We start from the raw sequence: 13,741 nt of genomic DNA, 5'->3' as shown, positions 1-13,741 counted from the left end.
CGACCGCCGGTCCGTCCCTCCCTCCAACCCTCTCGTCGCTCCCCGGACAGCGGTCCGCGCCCTGCCCCGGGGGGCGGTGAGGGCCGGCCGGCGCGGCACGGAATCGGCCCCTGCGCCCTGCCCGTCCCCGGCGGGCGGCCGCACCTGTCGACGGCTCGACCGCCGACGCCCCCACCGGCCGGGCACACCGCTGACGTCCGAGCGCGGACCGCTCGCGGGCTCGGAGAGGACGCGAACCCGGGCGTGAACCCCCTCTTCCTCCCCGGTGGGCGTCCCCGGCACGCGACAGCCTGGACATGAGCGACGGGGGCGCCCGCACCGCTCCCCCGGGCCCGCCCCGCGCGGCACCCGGCGTCAGGCGAGCGCGGTGGCGGCGGTGCCGTCGCAGACGTGGGGCGCGAGTGCCGTCGTGGAGGCCGGGACGGTCGGGCAGGACGTGCGGAGCAGGTCGACGAAGGCCTCGGCGGCGCCGGTGGGCGGGACGCGGGAGAAGACGGTCAGGGCCCGTCTCCAGGGCGGGTCGGGCGTCAGGACGACGCAGTCCTCGCCGACCGCGCCGCTCACGATGTGCGAAGGTGCCGTGCAGACGCCGACGCCGGCGGCGGCCATCCGTACGGCCGTCGACGTGTGCTCGGTGTAGACGGCGGTGTACGGCCGGAAGCCGGCGCGTCCGCAGGCCCAGTCGAGGAAGCGTTGGCCCTCGATGACGGGCTCCATGGCGCACCGCACCCAGGGCCGGTCGGCGAGTTCGGGCAGCGTCACCGTCGTACGGCCCGCGAAGCGGTCGTCGAAGGGCACGACGAGGACGATCTCCTCCTCGCCGACCGTCACGACGGTGCCGGGCCAGTCGTGGGGCGCCGGGCCGACGGCGAGGTCCGCGGTGCCGCGCTCGACCTCCTCCTCCAGCGCCTCGGTCGTGGCGTACTCGTGGAGGTGCAGGAGGACGCCGGGGTGCGCGGCGCGCCAGCGGGCGAAGACGTCGGGCAGGATGCCGACGGCCACCGAGTGCACGGCGGCGACGTGCAGTTCCCCGCCCTCGGCCCCGGCGGCGGCGCGCGCCGCGCGGCGGGCCTGGACGGCGCTGCGGACGGCGAGTTCGGCGTGCGGGCGGAAGGCGCGGCCCATCGGGGTCAGGCGCACCCCGCGCGGCAGGCGTTCCAGCAGGCCGCCGCCGACCGACCGTTCCAGGGCCTTGATCTGGTGGGAGAGCGCGGACTGCGTGACATGCAGGACCTCGGCCGCGCGGGTGAAGGACGCCTCGTCGACGACGGTCAGGAAGTACTCCATCTGCCGCAGGCTCATCCCCTCGGCCCCTTCCCCGAGTCCGGCCTCGCCACCGGCACTTGTCATGAAGGCTCTGCATCGAAGCCACAAGAACATTGCCTTGGACTCATGGCAAGGGGCGGGCGGACGCTGAGGTCATGAACACACACGACGTGATCGTCATCGGCGGCGGCACCGGCGGTTACAGCACCGCCCTGCGTGCCGCGGCCCTGGGTCTCGACGTCGCCCTGGTCGAACGCGACAAGGTCGGCGGGACCTGTCTGCACCGCGGCTGCATCCCGAGCAAGGCCATGCTGCACGCCGCCGAACTGGTCGACGGCGTCGCCGAGGCGCGTGAGCGCTGGGGCGTGAAGGCGAGCCTGGACGGCGTCGACTGGCCGGCCCTGGTCGCCACCCGCGACGACATCGTGAGCCGCAACCACAAGGGCGTGGAGGCGCACCTCGCCCACGCGGGCGTGCGGGTGGTGCGGGGCGGTGCCCGGCTGACCGGAGCCCGGACCGTACGGGTCGACGGCGCGGGGGACCTCACCGCGCGCCGGGGCATCGTGCTGGCGACCGGCTCACGCCCGCGCACGCTCCCCGGGCTCGCCCCCGACGGGCGGCGCGTGGTGACGAGCGACGACGCCCTGTTCGCCCCCGGGCTGCCGGCGTCCGTGCTGGTCCTGGGCGGCGGTGCGATCGGCGTCGAGTACGCCTCGTTCCACCGCTCGATGGGCGCGCGGGTGACCCTCGTCGAGGCCGCCGACCGGATCGTGCCGCTGGAGGACGCGGACGTGAGCCGCCATCTGACGCGCGGTCTGAAGAAGCGCGGCGTCGACGTGCGGGTGGGCGCCCGCCTGCTCGACGCCGAGGTGCTCGACGACGGCGTCCGCGCGCACGTCCGCACGGCCCGGGGCGAGACCCTCGCCGTCGAGGCGGAACGGCTCCTGGTGGCCGTGGGACGGGCGCCGGTCACCGACGGGCTGGATCTGGCCGCCGCGGGACTGGACACCGACGAGCGGGGTTTCGTCGTGCCGGCGGACTGGGACCGGCTGGAGACCGCCGTCCCCGGCGTCCACGTCGTGGGCGACCTGCTGCCGCCGCCGTCGCTCGGGCTGGCCCACGCGTCGTTCGCGGAGGGCCTGCTGGTGGCCGAGACGCTGGCGGGCGTGCCGTCCGTGCCCGTGGACTACGCGGCCGTGCCGCGGGTGACGTACTCGGCGCCGCAGACCGCCGCCGTGGGTCTGGGCGAGGCGGAGGCACGCGCGCGCGGGCACGAGGTGTCCGTCAACGTCATGCCGCTCACGGCCGTCGCCAAGGGGATGGTGCACGGCCAGGGCGGGATGGTCAAGGTCGTCGCCGAGGCCGGGGGCGGACGGGTGCTCGGCGTGCATCTGGTCGGCCCGCACGTGTCGGAGATGATCGCCGAGAGCCAGCTGATCGTCGGCTGGGAGGCCGAGCCCGGCGACGTGGCCCGGCACGTCCACGCCCATCCCACGCTGTCGGAGGCGGTGGGCGAGGCGTTCCTCACCCTGGCGGGCCGGGGGCTGCACCAGCAGTGACGCGGCGCCCGGCGGTCGTGGCCTTCCGGGCCGCCGTGCCGCGTCGCGGCTCAGCCCGGCACGTCCTGGGCGTCCTGCGCGTCCTGCGCGTCCTGCGCGTCCCAGACGAAGACCGACCCCGTCCGCGCCGCCATCACGCACGCGTTGGGGAAGGTCCGCTCGTACTCCACCGGCTGCCCCCGCCACTGTCCGCGCGCCTGGGCCGTCACCGGGGCGTGGACCATCGGGCAGTGGGCCTCGCGCACGGGGATGTCCGCGATGCGCCCGTGTGCCGCGTCGAGTTCCGCGCAGGCGCGCTCCGCGCGGACGTGGCCCCGGGGCGGGTCGCACAGCAGCAGGGTGCGGCGTGCGGCACCGGGCCGGGCGCCTGCCGGGGCGGCGGGCCGGATGCCCGGCCGCGCGTCTTCCCGGGTGACGGTGAGCAGGAGCCAGTCGGTGGCCGGTTCCCACTGGGCGGCGGCCCGCGCGGGGGCCGCGCAGGTGAGGAGGAGGGCCGCCGCCGCCAGCAGGGCGGCCCGGGCCGCCCCGGTCATGAGGGTTCGTGTCATTCCTGGTGCATCGGCACGGCCGCCCCCGGACCCCAGCCCGGCTCACCCGAACGGGAGCCCGCGGTGGTGCGCCGACGGCCGGCCAGCTCGAACGCGGCGAGGACGACCCGGGTCTGGTACTCCGCCTGGCGGGCGACCGGGATCCAGCGGGCCGCGCAGCCGTCGCGGTAGTCGGCGCAGCCCTCGTCGACGAGCCGGTTCACCTCGGGCAGGACGCCCGCGGGGTCGCCGCCCGTACGGGTCACCAGTTGGTGCAGCAGGCCCGCCGTCCGCAGGGACAGGCGCCGTCCGGCCAGGCGCAGGGCGACCAGGTGGGCGTTGTTCATGGGAGGCAGTGAGCGGCCCGTTCCGTCGTCCGTGTCGGGGTCCCAGGCGTCCGCGAGCCTGGGGCAGACCAGCAGGTAGTCGTCGACCGGTGCGAGAAGGTGGGCCGCGTCCGGGTCGGTGGCCAGGTGGGGCCGGACGCGGGCGAGGACGCGTCGCAGGCGCAGGGTGTCGTGCCGCAGGGTGCGGCTCACCGCGCGGAGCACGGCGTCCCGGTCGGCGGGGGGCGAGTCGTCCGCCACCGCCGCCACGCCCCACATGGGCGCCTCGACGACCGCGGTGACGGTGCCGTACCGCTGCGGGTGGCACCACGTCGACTCGACGGCGGCCTCGGTGATGGCCGCGGTGAGATCGCCGCGGCGGGGCGGCGGGATGCGGTAGACGGCGGGGCCGAGGCCGGGCCAGTACAGGGTGTCGTAGGCGCCCAGTTCGCGGGGGACGCCGAGCCGGGCCGCGGTGTGGGCGATGCGCTGGGCGAGGCCCGGCAGGTCGTGGGTCACCTCGACGAAGCCGCCGCCGACGTCGACACCGTGCAGGGAGCACTGGAGGAAGGGCCGCAGTTCGTCCTGGAGGGCGAGCAGCGCGCGGGTCTCCGGCAGCGTCGAGTGGCCGGGGCCGTCGGGCAGCCACTCGGGTTGTTCCAGGAAGCCGGGGCGGAAGAAGTTCCGGGCGTAGCGGCCCAGGGTGTAGGGGCCGGACAGCCAGCCCTCGTTGCGGCGCAGGCCGTCCGGGTCGGCGCAGAGCAGCAGGTTCCAGGTGGCGTCGGCGCCCTCGGTGAGCCGGGGGTCGGCCAGGGCCCGTTCGGCGAGCCGCAGGACGGTGGCGCCGCCCACGGGTTCGTTGGCGTGCGGTCCGGCGACCACGAGGGTCTGGCGGCTGCCGTGGCCGACGGAGAGCAGCAGCAGCGGGGTGCCCGCGCGGGAGGTGCCGACGCGGCGCAGCCGGGCGTGCCGGGGGTGGCGGGCGACGAGTGCGGCGGCCCGGGCGCCCAGCTCGTCCACGGTCGGATAGCGCAGGAGGGGCGGCAGGGCACACCTCCACGATGCGGGCCGTCGGTTCACCTGGCGTGCGCGGTGTACGCACAGTCAGTCACGAGTTGGGGGGTACGTCAACACCGTGAAAAGCAAAGGGATTTGTCCTGCCGGATCAGGCCACCGGGACGCGCGACACCGAGTGAAGCCCAGGCCAGAGCTGGGCTCCGCGTCCACCGCCGCGTCCGCCGTCGCGTCCGCCGTCGCCGCGTCCGCCGGAGTCTCCCCCTGTCGCGCTCAGTCGACCGCGAGGCGGAAGGCCATCTGCCCGAAACCGATCTGGTCGCCCTCGCGGACGACGGCCGCGCTGATGACCCGCCGCCCGTTGACCGTGGTGCCGTTGGTGGAGCCGAGGTCGCGCAGCACCCACATGCCGCCCTGGCGGCTCAGTTCGGCGTGCACCCGGGAGACCGTCTCGTGGGTCAGCCGCAGCCCGTTCGCCGGGTCGCGCCCTATGCGCAGCGGATGACCAGCGCCGGAGTGCGGCAGCAGCAGCTTGGGCAGCCGCTCGGCCTGCCAGGCCCTGCGCAGCCGTACGCCGAATCCGGACACCGCCTCGACGGTGCCGAACACCAGCCGCGCCATCCGGCCCTCGGAGTGCAGGTCGGCGGTGAGCACGGCCAGCTCGTCCGGGCGCCGGGCGGCGAGCGCCAGTTCCATCCTGCGGATGAACGTGTCGTGCGACAGGCGCCCCATCGCGACGCCGTCCCGGAGCACCCGCAGCGCCTTGTCGCGCTCCGCGTCGGACAACCGCGCGGGATACGTGTTGAACTCGAAGGACGACGTCACACAGGTGATTGTCGGTCAGCGAAGGTGGAGTGTCCAGAAAGCGGGAACGGCGGCCCCGCGCGCGGGCGCGCCCCGGCCGTGGGCGCCTGTGCCCGCGACACCGGTCGCCAACGGGGGTTTTCGCCAGCGCGGAGATCACTTTTGCAGCACCATGGACGGGCTACATCACGGTGAGCAGACGAAGGGGAACCGTCCGTGCAGTTCGAGGTGTGGGCACCGGAGGCCGGCCGGGTGACGCTGGAGTGCGACGGCGTCACGCGCGCGTTGGAGCGCGACGGGGAGCGGCCGGGGTGGTGGTGCGCCGAGGCCGGGGCGCGGGACGGCTCGCGGTACGGCTTCGCGGTCGACGACGGGCCGGTACTGCCGGACCCGCGCTCGCGCAGGCAGCCGGACGGACCGGACGGGCTCAGCGCGGTCGTCGACCACGGGAGGTACGCGTGGCGCACCGAGTGGGCGGGGCGCCCGCTGCCCGGCGCCGTCCTCTACGAGCTGCACGTGGGCACGTACACGCGCGAGGGCACGCTGGACGCCGCCGCCGGACGGCTCGGCCATCTGGCCGCGCTGGGCGTCACCCACGTGGAGCTGATGCCGCTGTGCCCGTTCCCGGGCCGGCACGGCTGGGGGTACGAGGGTGTCTCGCTGTGGGCGGTGCACGAGCCGTACGGCGGGCCCGAGGCGCTGAAACGGTTCGTCGACCGGGCCCACGAACTGGGTCTCGGCGTGGTCCTCGACGTGGTGCACAACCACCTGGGCCCCTCCGGCAACTACCTGCCCGCCTTCGGCCCGTACTTCACCGACACCCACCACACGCCCTGGGGCGCCGCCGTCAACCTGGACGCACCCGGCTCGGACGAGGTGCGGGCCTTTCTCGTCGAGAGCGCGCTGGCCTGGCTGCGGGACTACCGGATCGACGGGCTGCGCCTGGACGCGGTGCACGCCCTGGCCGACACGCGCGCGTGCCACTTCCTGGAGGAGCTGTCGACGGCGGTGGACGGCCTCGCCGCCGACCTGGAGCGTCCCCTGTTCCTCATCGCCGAGTCCGACCTCAACGACCCGCGGATCATCACCCCGCGCGCGGAGGGCGGTCTCGGCGTGCACGCGCAGTGGAACGACGACTTCCACCACGCCCTGCACACCGCCCTGACCGGGGAGTCGCAGGGCTACTACGCCGACTTCGCGCCCGATCCGCTCGGGGCGCTCGCCAAGACACTGACCCGGGGCTACTTCCACGACGGCACCTACTCCAGTTTCCGTGGCCGCTGCCACGGACGCCCGCTGGACCGGGCCAGGGTCGCCGCGCACCGGCTGACCGGCTACAGCCAGACCCACGACCAGGTGGGCAACCGCGCCCGGGGCGACCGCCTCGCCTCACTGGTCTCCCCCGGCCTGGCCGCCTGCGCGGCCACGCTGACCCTGACGGCGCCGTTCACGCCGATGCTGTTCATGGGCGAGGAGTGGGCGGCGGGCACCCCCTGGCAGTTCTTCACCGACCACACCGACCCGGAGCTCGCCGAGGCGGTGCGGGGCGGCAGGCGGCGGGAGTTCGCCGCGCACGGCTGGAAGGCGGAGGACGTGCCCGACCCGCAGGACCCGGCGACGCGGGAGCGCTCCTGCCTCGACTGGTCCGAGCCGGAACGCGAGCCGCACGCGCGCGTACTGGACTGGTACCGGCGACTGATCACCCTGCGCGGCGAGCAGCCGGACCTGACCGATCCCGACCTCGGCGACACCAGGGTGGCGTACGACGGCCGGGCGCGCTGGCTGGCCTTCCGGCGCGGTGACATCCGGGTGGTCGTCAACCTCGGCGCCGAACCGGCGGCGATTCCGCTGGGCGGCCGGCCCGCGCGGGTGCTCGCCGCGTGGGAGCCGGTTCAGGCACCGGGGGCGGACGGCATGCTGCGGGTGCCGGGGGAGTCGAGCGTGGTGCTCGTGCAGGAGTGACGGGACTCTGCGGGAGTGGGAGAGCGGCGTGGTGTCCGTGCGGGAGTGACGGAGCGACACCCGTAGCCCGGCACGAGGCCGCGGGGGCGACCGACCGCGCACGCCGGAGCGATGAACCAGACGCCATGTCGCCACCGGACGCCCATCCAACGCGACGATCGGCGTGGGGACCGAGCGGGAGGGACGGAGCGGTGCCCGTGCCGGGTCGCCGGGGGCGGCTCGGGCGCCGGGGTCATGGCACGGGTGCGCTCAGGCCGGCGCGCCGTCGTCCGTGCCGTCCTCGCGCAGCGCCGTCACCCGTTCCAGGAGGATGGGCTCCCAGGCGCGGCGCAGCCGCGTCCGCAGCACGGGCAGGGGCGCCGGCTCCCCTGCGGACGGACGGCCGGCGAGGGCGTCGGCGAGGTGGACGAGGGTGTCGCAGCGGGCCAGCCACAGGCCGCGCAGGCAGGGCCGCGCTCCGTAGCCGGCGAGGGTGGCGGCGCGGACGGCGGCGGGCGAGCCGACCGAGCGCGCGAGGGCGGCGATGTCCTCGGCCGGATCGCCGAGTGCCGCGTCGGTCCAGCCGAGGACGCCGCGCACCCGGCCGTCGGCACCGACGAGGAGGTGTTCGCCGGTCAGCCCGTGGTGCACGAGGACCGGCGCCGCCCCGGGCTGGACGCCGAGCTGGACCGTCGCCGCGCGGGTGAGCCGCTCCGGCCGCGCGGGGTCGAACTCGTCGGCCTCGGCGAGGTGCCGGCCGACCCGCTCGGCGGACTCCCGCAGGGCCTCCAGCGAGCGCGGGGCGGCCCGGGGCACACCGATCGTCTCGGCCTGGCGAACCGGCACCTCGCGCAGGCCGGTGAGCAGCGCGGCGAGATCCGCCTCGCCCAGCGCCGACACGTCGTGCTCATCGCCGGGCCCGCCGGGCACCTTGGCGTCCAGCGTGTAGGTCAGCCCCGGCGCCCACTCGCCGTGCGCCACGCTGGTCGGCACCGCGACGGAGACGTGGGCCCGGACGAGCTCCCGCAGCCTCAGTTCGCGCCGCTGCCGCAGGGCGGCCTCACGGTCGCGGGCGAGGCGCAGTACGTGCCGGGTGCCGACCCACCAGGTGGCGGGCCCGGTGCCGGCCGCGGCGGGCCGGACGTCGTTCTCCGCGCTCTCGCCCAGCAGGGAACGGACCAGTCGGCGGACGGTCTCCGCGGTGGGTGTCGGTGCCTGGGTCATGGTCGCGCCGTCGTCTTCCGGGTCTGCCGGGTCGTTCTGGTGCCGCTGGGCGTTCGAGGTCCGTCGTCTTCGTTTCGTTCAGTCCACCACGACCAGCTCCCGGGTGGTGTCGTTGAGGCGCCGGCCGCCGTCCTCGGTGACCGTGACGATGTCCTCGATGCGTACCCCGAACCGGCCGGGGAGGTAGACGCCGGGCTCGACGGAGAAGCACATGCCGGGGACCAGGGGCTGCTCCTCGCCCTCGATCATGTACGGCGGCTCGTGCGTGGTGACGCCGATGCCGTGGCCGGTGCGGTGGATGAAGTACTCGCCGTACCCGGCGCCGGCGATGACCGCGCGGGCGGCCCGGTCGACCTCCTGGCAGGCGACGCCGGGCCGCACCGCCCGGAAACCGGCCTCCTGGGCCTCGCGGACGAGGTCGTGCACCCGCCGCTCCTCGTCCGTGGGCTCGCCCACGTGGACGGTGCGGGAGGTGTCGGAGCCGTAGCCGTCCTTCAGGCCGCCGAAGTCGAGGACGACCATGTCGCCGTCGCCGATGACGCGGTCGCCGACTTCGTGGTGCGGGTTGGCGCCGTTCGGGCCGGAGGCGACGATGGTGAAGTCGACCTGGGAGTGGCCGAAGCGCCGCAGCAGGTCCGCGAGGTCGGCGGCGACGTCGGACTCCCGGCGCCCACCGAAGCGCACCTTCCGGATCTCCTCGAAGGCGGCGTCCGCGGCCGCGCCCGCCGCCGTCAGGAGTGCCAGCTCGGCCGCGTCCTTGACGGCGCGCAGCATGGGCAGCGCCTCGGTGAGCGAGGCGTACGAGGTGCCGGGCAGTGCCCGCTGGAGGGCCAGCAGGTGCATCGCCCAGGCGTTGTCGCTGATGCCGAACCGGCCGGCGCCGTCGAGGAGGGCCGCGGTGGCGGCGTAGGGGTCCTTGCCGTCGGTCCAGTCGCGCAGGGCCAGGGCGGGCGCTCCGGCGGCCTTCTCGGCGTCGGGGGCCTCCAGCGTCGGAACGACGAGGACCGGATCGCGGCCGGGTGCCAGGACGAGCAGGGTGAGCCGTTCGGTGGCCGCGGTGGGGGCGTACCCGGTGAGCCACACGAGGTCCGGTCCCGGTGCCACCAGCAGCCCCGCCAGCCCGGCGTCGGCGGCCGCCCGCGCGGCGCGCTCCATGCGGGCCCGGTAGTCGTCGGCGGTGAAGGGAGCAGCGGGCGCGCTGCCGGTCATCCGGGCCTCCTGGGCAACGTGGGTGAAGGGACTACGAGCAGCATCCTGCCCGCAGCGAGGGGGCGGCGCGAGCGGATTGCCATTGATCAGCCGTCGTGGGTAATGGTTAGATTCGGCCTAAGCATTAGATGCGTCAGCGACGTCTACGGGGCCCGGTGTCCGAGCGCCCCAAGGAGGCCGGAACCGTGCTCGTACTCGCGCACATCAGCGACCTGCACCTCGACGGGAGCGCGCGGGCCACCGCGCGCGCCGAGCGGGTGCGCGACCGGCTGTGGGAACTGCCGGGGCGGGTGGACGCCCTGCTCGTGACCGGGGACATCGCGGACCACGGCACGGAGGCGGAGTACGAGGAGGCCGCCCGCATCCTCGGGCTGCGGGACGGCGACGCGCCGTTTCCCGTGCTCACCTGCCCCGGCAACCACGACAGCCGCGCGCCCTACCGCAAGGCCCTGCTGGCCCGGCCCGCCGCCGACGGTCCGGTCAACGGCGCGCACGTCTTCGACGGTGGTGCGGTGCTGATGTGCGACTCGAGCGTCCCGGGCAGTGACGAGGGGGAGCTGGACGAGGAGACGTACGGCTGGATCGAGTCCGCCCTCGACGGACTCGGCGGCGACCGCCCGGTCGTCCTCGCCTTCCACCACCCGCCCGCGCCCCTGCACCACCCCCTGCCGGACTCCTACCCCTTGCGCCGTCCCGAGCGCCTCGCGGCGCTGCTGGAACGCCGCCCGGAGGTGGCCGGCCTGATCACGGGGCACGCCCACACGCCCGCCGCGACGGTGTTCGCCGGGCGGCCCCTGATGGTCGGGCCCGGGGTGACGTGGACCCTGCGGCTGCCCTGGGAGGGCGACGAGATCGCGGACCGGGACGCTCCGGTCGGGCTGGCCTACCACGTGCTGGACGACACCGGGCGGCTCACCAGCCACTTCCGTACGGTCGCGTGACGGCGCGGGGTCAGGTGACGACGCCCGGTACCGCCGTCAACTGCTGGTAGCCGCCGCTCTCGTGGCGGACCGTGACCTTGACCGCCTTGCCCGGCCGGGCACCGGCCACGGCCTCGGCGAGATCGGCCGCCGAGTCGATACGGGTCTCACCGAAGGCGAGGAGCACGTCGCCCCTGACCAGTCCGGCCGCGTACCCGGGGCCCGGCACGTGGACGGCGACGACCAGCGCGCCCGGCTTCTCGTCGTCCACGGCCTCCACGCCGAGGGTCGCGGCGGCCCGGGCCGGGGCCGGGGAGACGGAGGCGGACGGGTGCGCGCCGGCCGACGGCTGCACCGGGGCGGCCCGGCTCCCCGCCTGCTTCCGCGCTCCGGGTCCGGTCGCGCCCGCCTGCCCTCGGAGTTCGGCGACTTTGCTCATGCCGATCACCGTGGCGCCCACCGTGCCGAGTCCCACGCCGGCCAGGAGCAGGACGGCGGCGGCCAGCACCCCGAGCAGCAGGGTGGTGAGCCGCCTCCGGCGCCGGTGTCCGCCGGGCTGGGGCCGGTCACCGTCGGTCGTGGTGCCGGCCCCCGAATCCTGACCGGGCATCGGCTTGGGTCGCAACGCTGCCTGTTCCATGGTTCGCCTCCGGCAGGTGATCTACCCGGCGCACCGGCGGGTGACGAGCCACGAAAGAGTGAGACTGACCGGTGGTCAGGGGGTGAGGACTGGGCTGCTCCTGGGGACGGGCACGGCAGGTACGCGGTCCGGGAGGAAGCCGTGGGTGCGGCCGGCCAGGTATTCGGCCTTGTAGCGCGGAACGTTGCGGTGCCAGTTGAGGATGCCCGCCATCCAGTTCTGCAGGTCGGTCACATAGCCCCGCATGATCTCCCGCGCCTCGTCGGACAGCTGGAAGTCGTCGTAGACGACGGGCAGTTCGTGGGCGACCACGTGCTCGAACTGCCGCATGCGCTGGTTCATCAGGTCCTGGACGACGCGGAGGGCGGCCGGGTAGCCGACGCCGAAGAAGTTCTGCACGACCAGGACCGCGTTGTGGATCTCGCCCTCGTACTCGATCTCCTTCTGGTACGAGAAGACGTCGTTGAGGAGGCAGGCGTAGTCGATCGCCGCGTTCTCCAGGGAGCGCACGGGCCCACTGCGGTAGACGTCGGGCGGGACGGCCGGTCCGTGTCCGGCGCGGCACAGGCCGAGGGTCAGGTCGGAGCCGAAGGTGGCGCGCCGCATCTCCAGGTAGTCCACCGGGTCGGGGACGCGGTTCTGGATCTGGTTGGCGAGCTCCCACACCCAGGCCTCGGTCATGGTGTCGACGGCGTCCTTCAGGGGGCGCCGCTCCTCGGGCGTCATGCCGGCCGTCGTGCGGGCCCACAGGTCGATCAGGGAGCGTTCCATGGCGTTGGCCGGCGGCGGGACCGGCTCACCGTCGAGGGGCATGCAGGCGGACAGGCGGGCGGTGGTCAGCCGGGCGGCGGCCAGGTCGCGCCGGTGGCCGTACACCAGCGGGTAGTAGTCGTCGCCGTAGGTGCCGAAGGCGAGCCAGCCGGAGGCGAGGTTCAACTGCTCCTGGGTGGCGTCCGGGTCGAGGCCGGCCGCACACAGCGGGAGGTCGCAGCTGGCGAGCTTGTCCTCGTCCCATACGCCCTCGCTGAGGAAGCCGATCGCCTGCGACCACTCGAACAGATGCTGCCGGGCGCCCTCCAGGGCGGGGCTCAGCTCCAGCGGGTACGGCATGCGGATGTCGGGGATGACCGACGGGCCGACCTTCTGGAAGGGCACGTGGGTGAAGGGGCGGGACCGCTCGGCGGCGGCCCGGGCGAGCAGCGCGCCGACGTCCGCGGCGGAGGTGCCGGGGCCGGTGAGCGACTCCCAGGGTGCGCCGGACCGGGCACCCTCGTTCATGTACCGGCTGGAGCGCATGTGCCATTCGTGGCCGCCCGACTGCCAGTCCTGGAGGCCCTTCGCGTACGCCCCGACGGCGGCGGTCTCGGCGGGGGTCAGCCCGTTCTCCAGGGCCACGGCGGGCACTTCGGTGAACGCCGTGTGCTCGAACTGGTGCAGCCGGGAGGTGAGGACGTCGTTGACCAGCTCGGCGGCCTCCTGGGTGGTGCAGTCGAAGAAGGTCTCCAGCACCAGCACACCGTTGCTCAGCTCGCCCTCGTCCTCGACCTCCCGCTGGTAGGAGAAGAGGTCGTTGCGCAGGTGCACCGCGTCGGAGAAGGTCTCCATGAGCACCCTGAGCGGCCGGGTGCCCGCGACGGCGGCGGGCACCTCGGCGGTCGCGTACTCCACGAGCCCGGCCGACCAGGGGGCGCCGCCGACCTTGCGGCGCATCTCGATGTACTCGACGGGGTTGGCGATCCGCCCCTCGTTGATGTTGGACAGCTCCCACAGGGACTCGTTGAGCAGGTGCTCGGTGGCCACGGCGAAGCGGCGGCGCCAGTCGGCCGACATGGCCGGCACCGTGCGCCTCCACAGGTCCGCGAGGCCGGCCTCGACCGGGTTCTCCGGCTCGGGCATCGCCGTGTCCGGGTCGAGGGGCATGAACAGGGGCAGCCGGTCCAGGTGGGCCTTGCCGCCGACGCGGTCCTGGCTGCGCTTGAACTTTTCCAGGAAGTGGTCGTCGAAGAAGAAGACCCACACGTACCAGTCGGTGATCAGGGAGAGCGCGGGTCCGTCGCAGTCGGGGTGGGTGTAGGCGCAGAGCAGGCCGTAGTCGTGTGCGTCGAGGTCGGCCTGGTCCCAGACCCCGGAGCCCTCCAGCATGCCCATCTCGCGCGCCCACGCGGTCGAGTGGGAACGGGCCTCGTCGAGATGCCGGTTCAGCCGCGCGGGATGCGGCAGGTAGAAGTGCGGGAGTTCGAAGGGCTGTTGCGTCATGGCCCGGCACTACCCAGGGCCCGCCGGACGCATCCGCCCGGCGGCACATGATCAC

11 protein-coding genes are annotated in these 13,741 nt (G+C 74.7%); 3 read left to right on the top strand and 8 right to left on the bottom strand.

Features of this window, described 5'->3' with window-relative positions:
* Positions 1 to 354: 354 nt before the first annotated feature.
* Complete coding sequence (locus M6G08_RS18275) at positions 355 to 1,302, bottom strand: LysR family transcriptional regulator (RefSeq protein ID WP_272588226.1); 948 nt, start codon at positions 1,300 to 1,302, stop codon at positions 355 to 357.
* 119 nt (positions 1,303 to 1,421) lie between these two features.
* Here M6G08_RS18275 and lpdA point away from each other — a divergent pair, with 119 nt between their 5' ends.
* Entirely contained in the window at positions 1,422 to 2,825 is a 1,404-nt protein-coding gene (gene lpdA, locus M6G08_RS18270) for a dihydrolipoyl dehydrogenase (RefSeq protein WP_272588225.1), read from the top strand.
* A 50-nt stretch (positions 2,826 to 2,875) separates the two neighbouring features.
* Here lpdA and M6G08_RS18265 read toward each other — a convergent pair whose 3' ends face one another.
* From M6G08_RS18265 to M6G08_RS18255, 3 genes are all read right to left on the bottom strand, one after another.
* Complete coding sequence (locus tag M6G08_RS18265) at positions 2,876 to 3,373, bottom strand: SSI family serine proteinase inhibitor (RefSeq protein ID WP_272588224.1); 498 nt, start codon at positions 3,371 to 3,373, stop codon at positions 2,876 to 2,878.
* A complete protein-coding gene (locus tag M6G08_RS18260; protein WP_272588223.1) occupies positions 3,370 to 4,698 on the bottom strand; it encodes a M14 family zinc carboxypeptidase in 1,329 nt (442 codons plus the stop codon). The genes M6G08_RS18265 and M6G08_RS18260 overlap by 4 nt, the downstream gene beginning before the upstream one ends.
* A gap of 267 nt (positions 4,699 to 4,965) precedes the next feature.
* Complete coding sequence (locus tag M6G08_RS18255) at positions 4,966 to 5,517, bottom strand: FHA domain-containing protein (RefSeq protein ID WP_272588222.1); 552 nt, start codon at positions 5,515 to 5,517, stop codon at positions 4,966 to 4,968.
* Positions 5,518 to 5,712: 195 nt separating this feature from the next.
* Between M6G08_RS18255 and treZ the strand changes: the two genes are divergently transcribed.
* Positions 5,713 to 7,458: a malto-oligosyltrehalose trehalohydrolase gene (gene treZ, locus M6G08_RS18250; RefSeq protein ID WP_272588221.1), complete on the top strand. Its 1,746-nt coding sequence runs from the start codon at positions 5,713 to 5,715 to the stop codon at positions 7,456 to 7,458.
* 249 nt (positions 7,459 to 7,707) lie between these two features.
* Here treZ and M6G08_RS18245 read toward each other — a convergent pair whose 3' ends face one another.
* Complete coding sequence (locus M6G08_RS18245; RefSeq protein WP_272588220.1) at positions 7,708 to 8,661, bottom strand: aminoglycoside phosphotransferase family protein; 954 nt, start codon at positions 8,659 to 8,661, stop codon at positions 7,708 to 7,710.
* Between the two features lie 78 nt (positions 8,662 to 8,739).
* Complete coding sequence (locus M6G08_RS18240; protein ID WP_272588219.1) at positions 8,740 to 9,870, bottom strand: aminopeptidase P family protein; 1,131 nt, start codon at positions 9,868 to 9,870, stop codon at positions 8,740 to 8,742.
* A gap of 185 nt (positions 9,871 to 10,055) precedes the next feature.
* Between M6G08_RS18240 and M6G08_RS18235 the strand changes: the two genes are divergently transcribed.
* The gene (locus tag M6G08_RS18235; protein ID WP_272588218.1) at positions 10,056 to 10,811 is read left to right on the top strand and encodes a metallophosphoesterase; all 756 of its coding nucleotides are present in this window, start codon (positions 10,056 to 10,058) and stop codon (positions 10,809 to 10,811) included.
* Between the two features lie 10 nt (positions 10,812 to 10,821).
* On the opposite strand, the gene M6G08_RS18230 is transcribed toward M6G08_RS18235, so the two are convergent.
* Complete coding sequence (locus tag M6G08_RS18230) at positions 10,822 to 11,430, bottom strand: PDZ domain-containing protein (RefSeq protein WP_272588217.1); 609 nt, start codon at positions 11,428 to 11,430, stop codon at positions 10,822 to 10,824.
* A gap of 75 nt (positions 11,431 to 11,505) precedes the next feature.
* On the bottom strand, positions 11,506 to 13,686 hold the full coding sequence (gene cyc2 / locus M6G08_RS18225) for a germacradienol/geosmin synthase Cyc2 (RefSeq protein WP_272588216.1): 2,181 nt from the start codon (positions 13,684 to 13,686) through the stop codon (positions 11,506 to 11,508).
* Between the last annotated feature and the right edge of the window lie 55 nt (positions 13,687 to 13,741).

Source organism: Streptomyces sp. M92 (assembly GCF_028473745.1).
Taxonomy (GTDB): Bacteria; Actinomycetota; Actinomycetes; order Streptomycetales; family Streptomycetaceae; genus Streptomyces.
Note: the sequence above shows the minus strand (reverse complement) of the source record. Positions and strands in the feature narration are given on the sequence as shown.

Coding starts and splice junctions, on each gene's coding strand:
- M6G08_RS18275 (WP_272588226.1), bottom strand. CDS start 1,302: ATGAGCCTGCGGCAGATGGAGTACTTCCTGACCGTCGTCGACGAGGCG.
- lpdA (WP_272588225.1), top strand. CDS start 1,422: ATGAACACACACGACGTGATCGTCATCGGCGGCGGCACCGGCGGTTAC.
- M6G08_RS18265 (WP_272588224.1), bottom strand. CDS start 3,373: ATGACACGAACCCTCATGACCGGGGCGGCCCGGGCCGCCCTGCTGGCG.
- M6G08_RS18245 (WP_272588220.1), bottom strand. CDS start 8,661: ATGACCCAGGCACCGACACCCACCGCGGAGACCGTCCGCCGACTGGTC.
- M6G08_RS18240 (WP_272588219.1), bottom strand. CDS start 9,870: ATGACCGGCAGCGCGCCCGCTGCTCCCTTCACCGCCGACGACTACCGG.
- M6G08_RS18230 (WP_272588217.1), bottom strand. CDS start 11,430: ATGGAACAGGCAGCGTTGCGACCCAAGCCGATGCCCGGTCAGGATTCG.
- cyc2 (WP_272588216.1), bottom strand. CDS start 13,686: ATGACGCAACAGCCCTTCGAACTCCCGCACTTCTACCTGCCGCATCCC.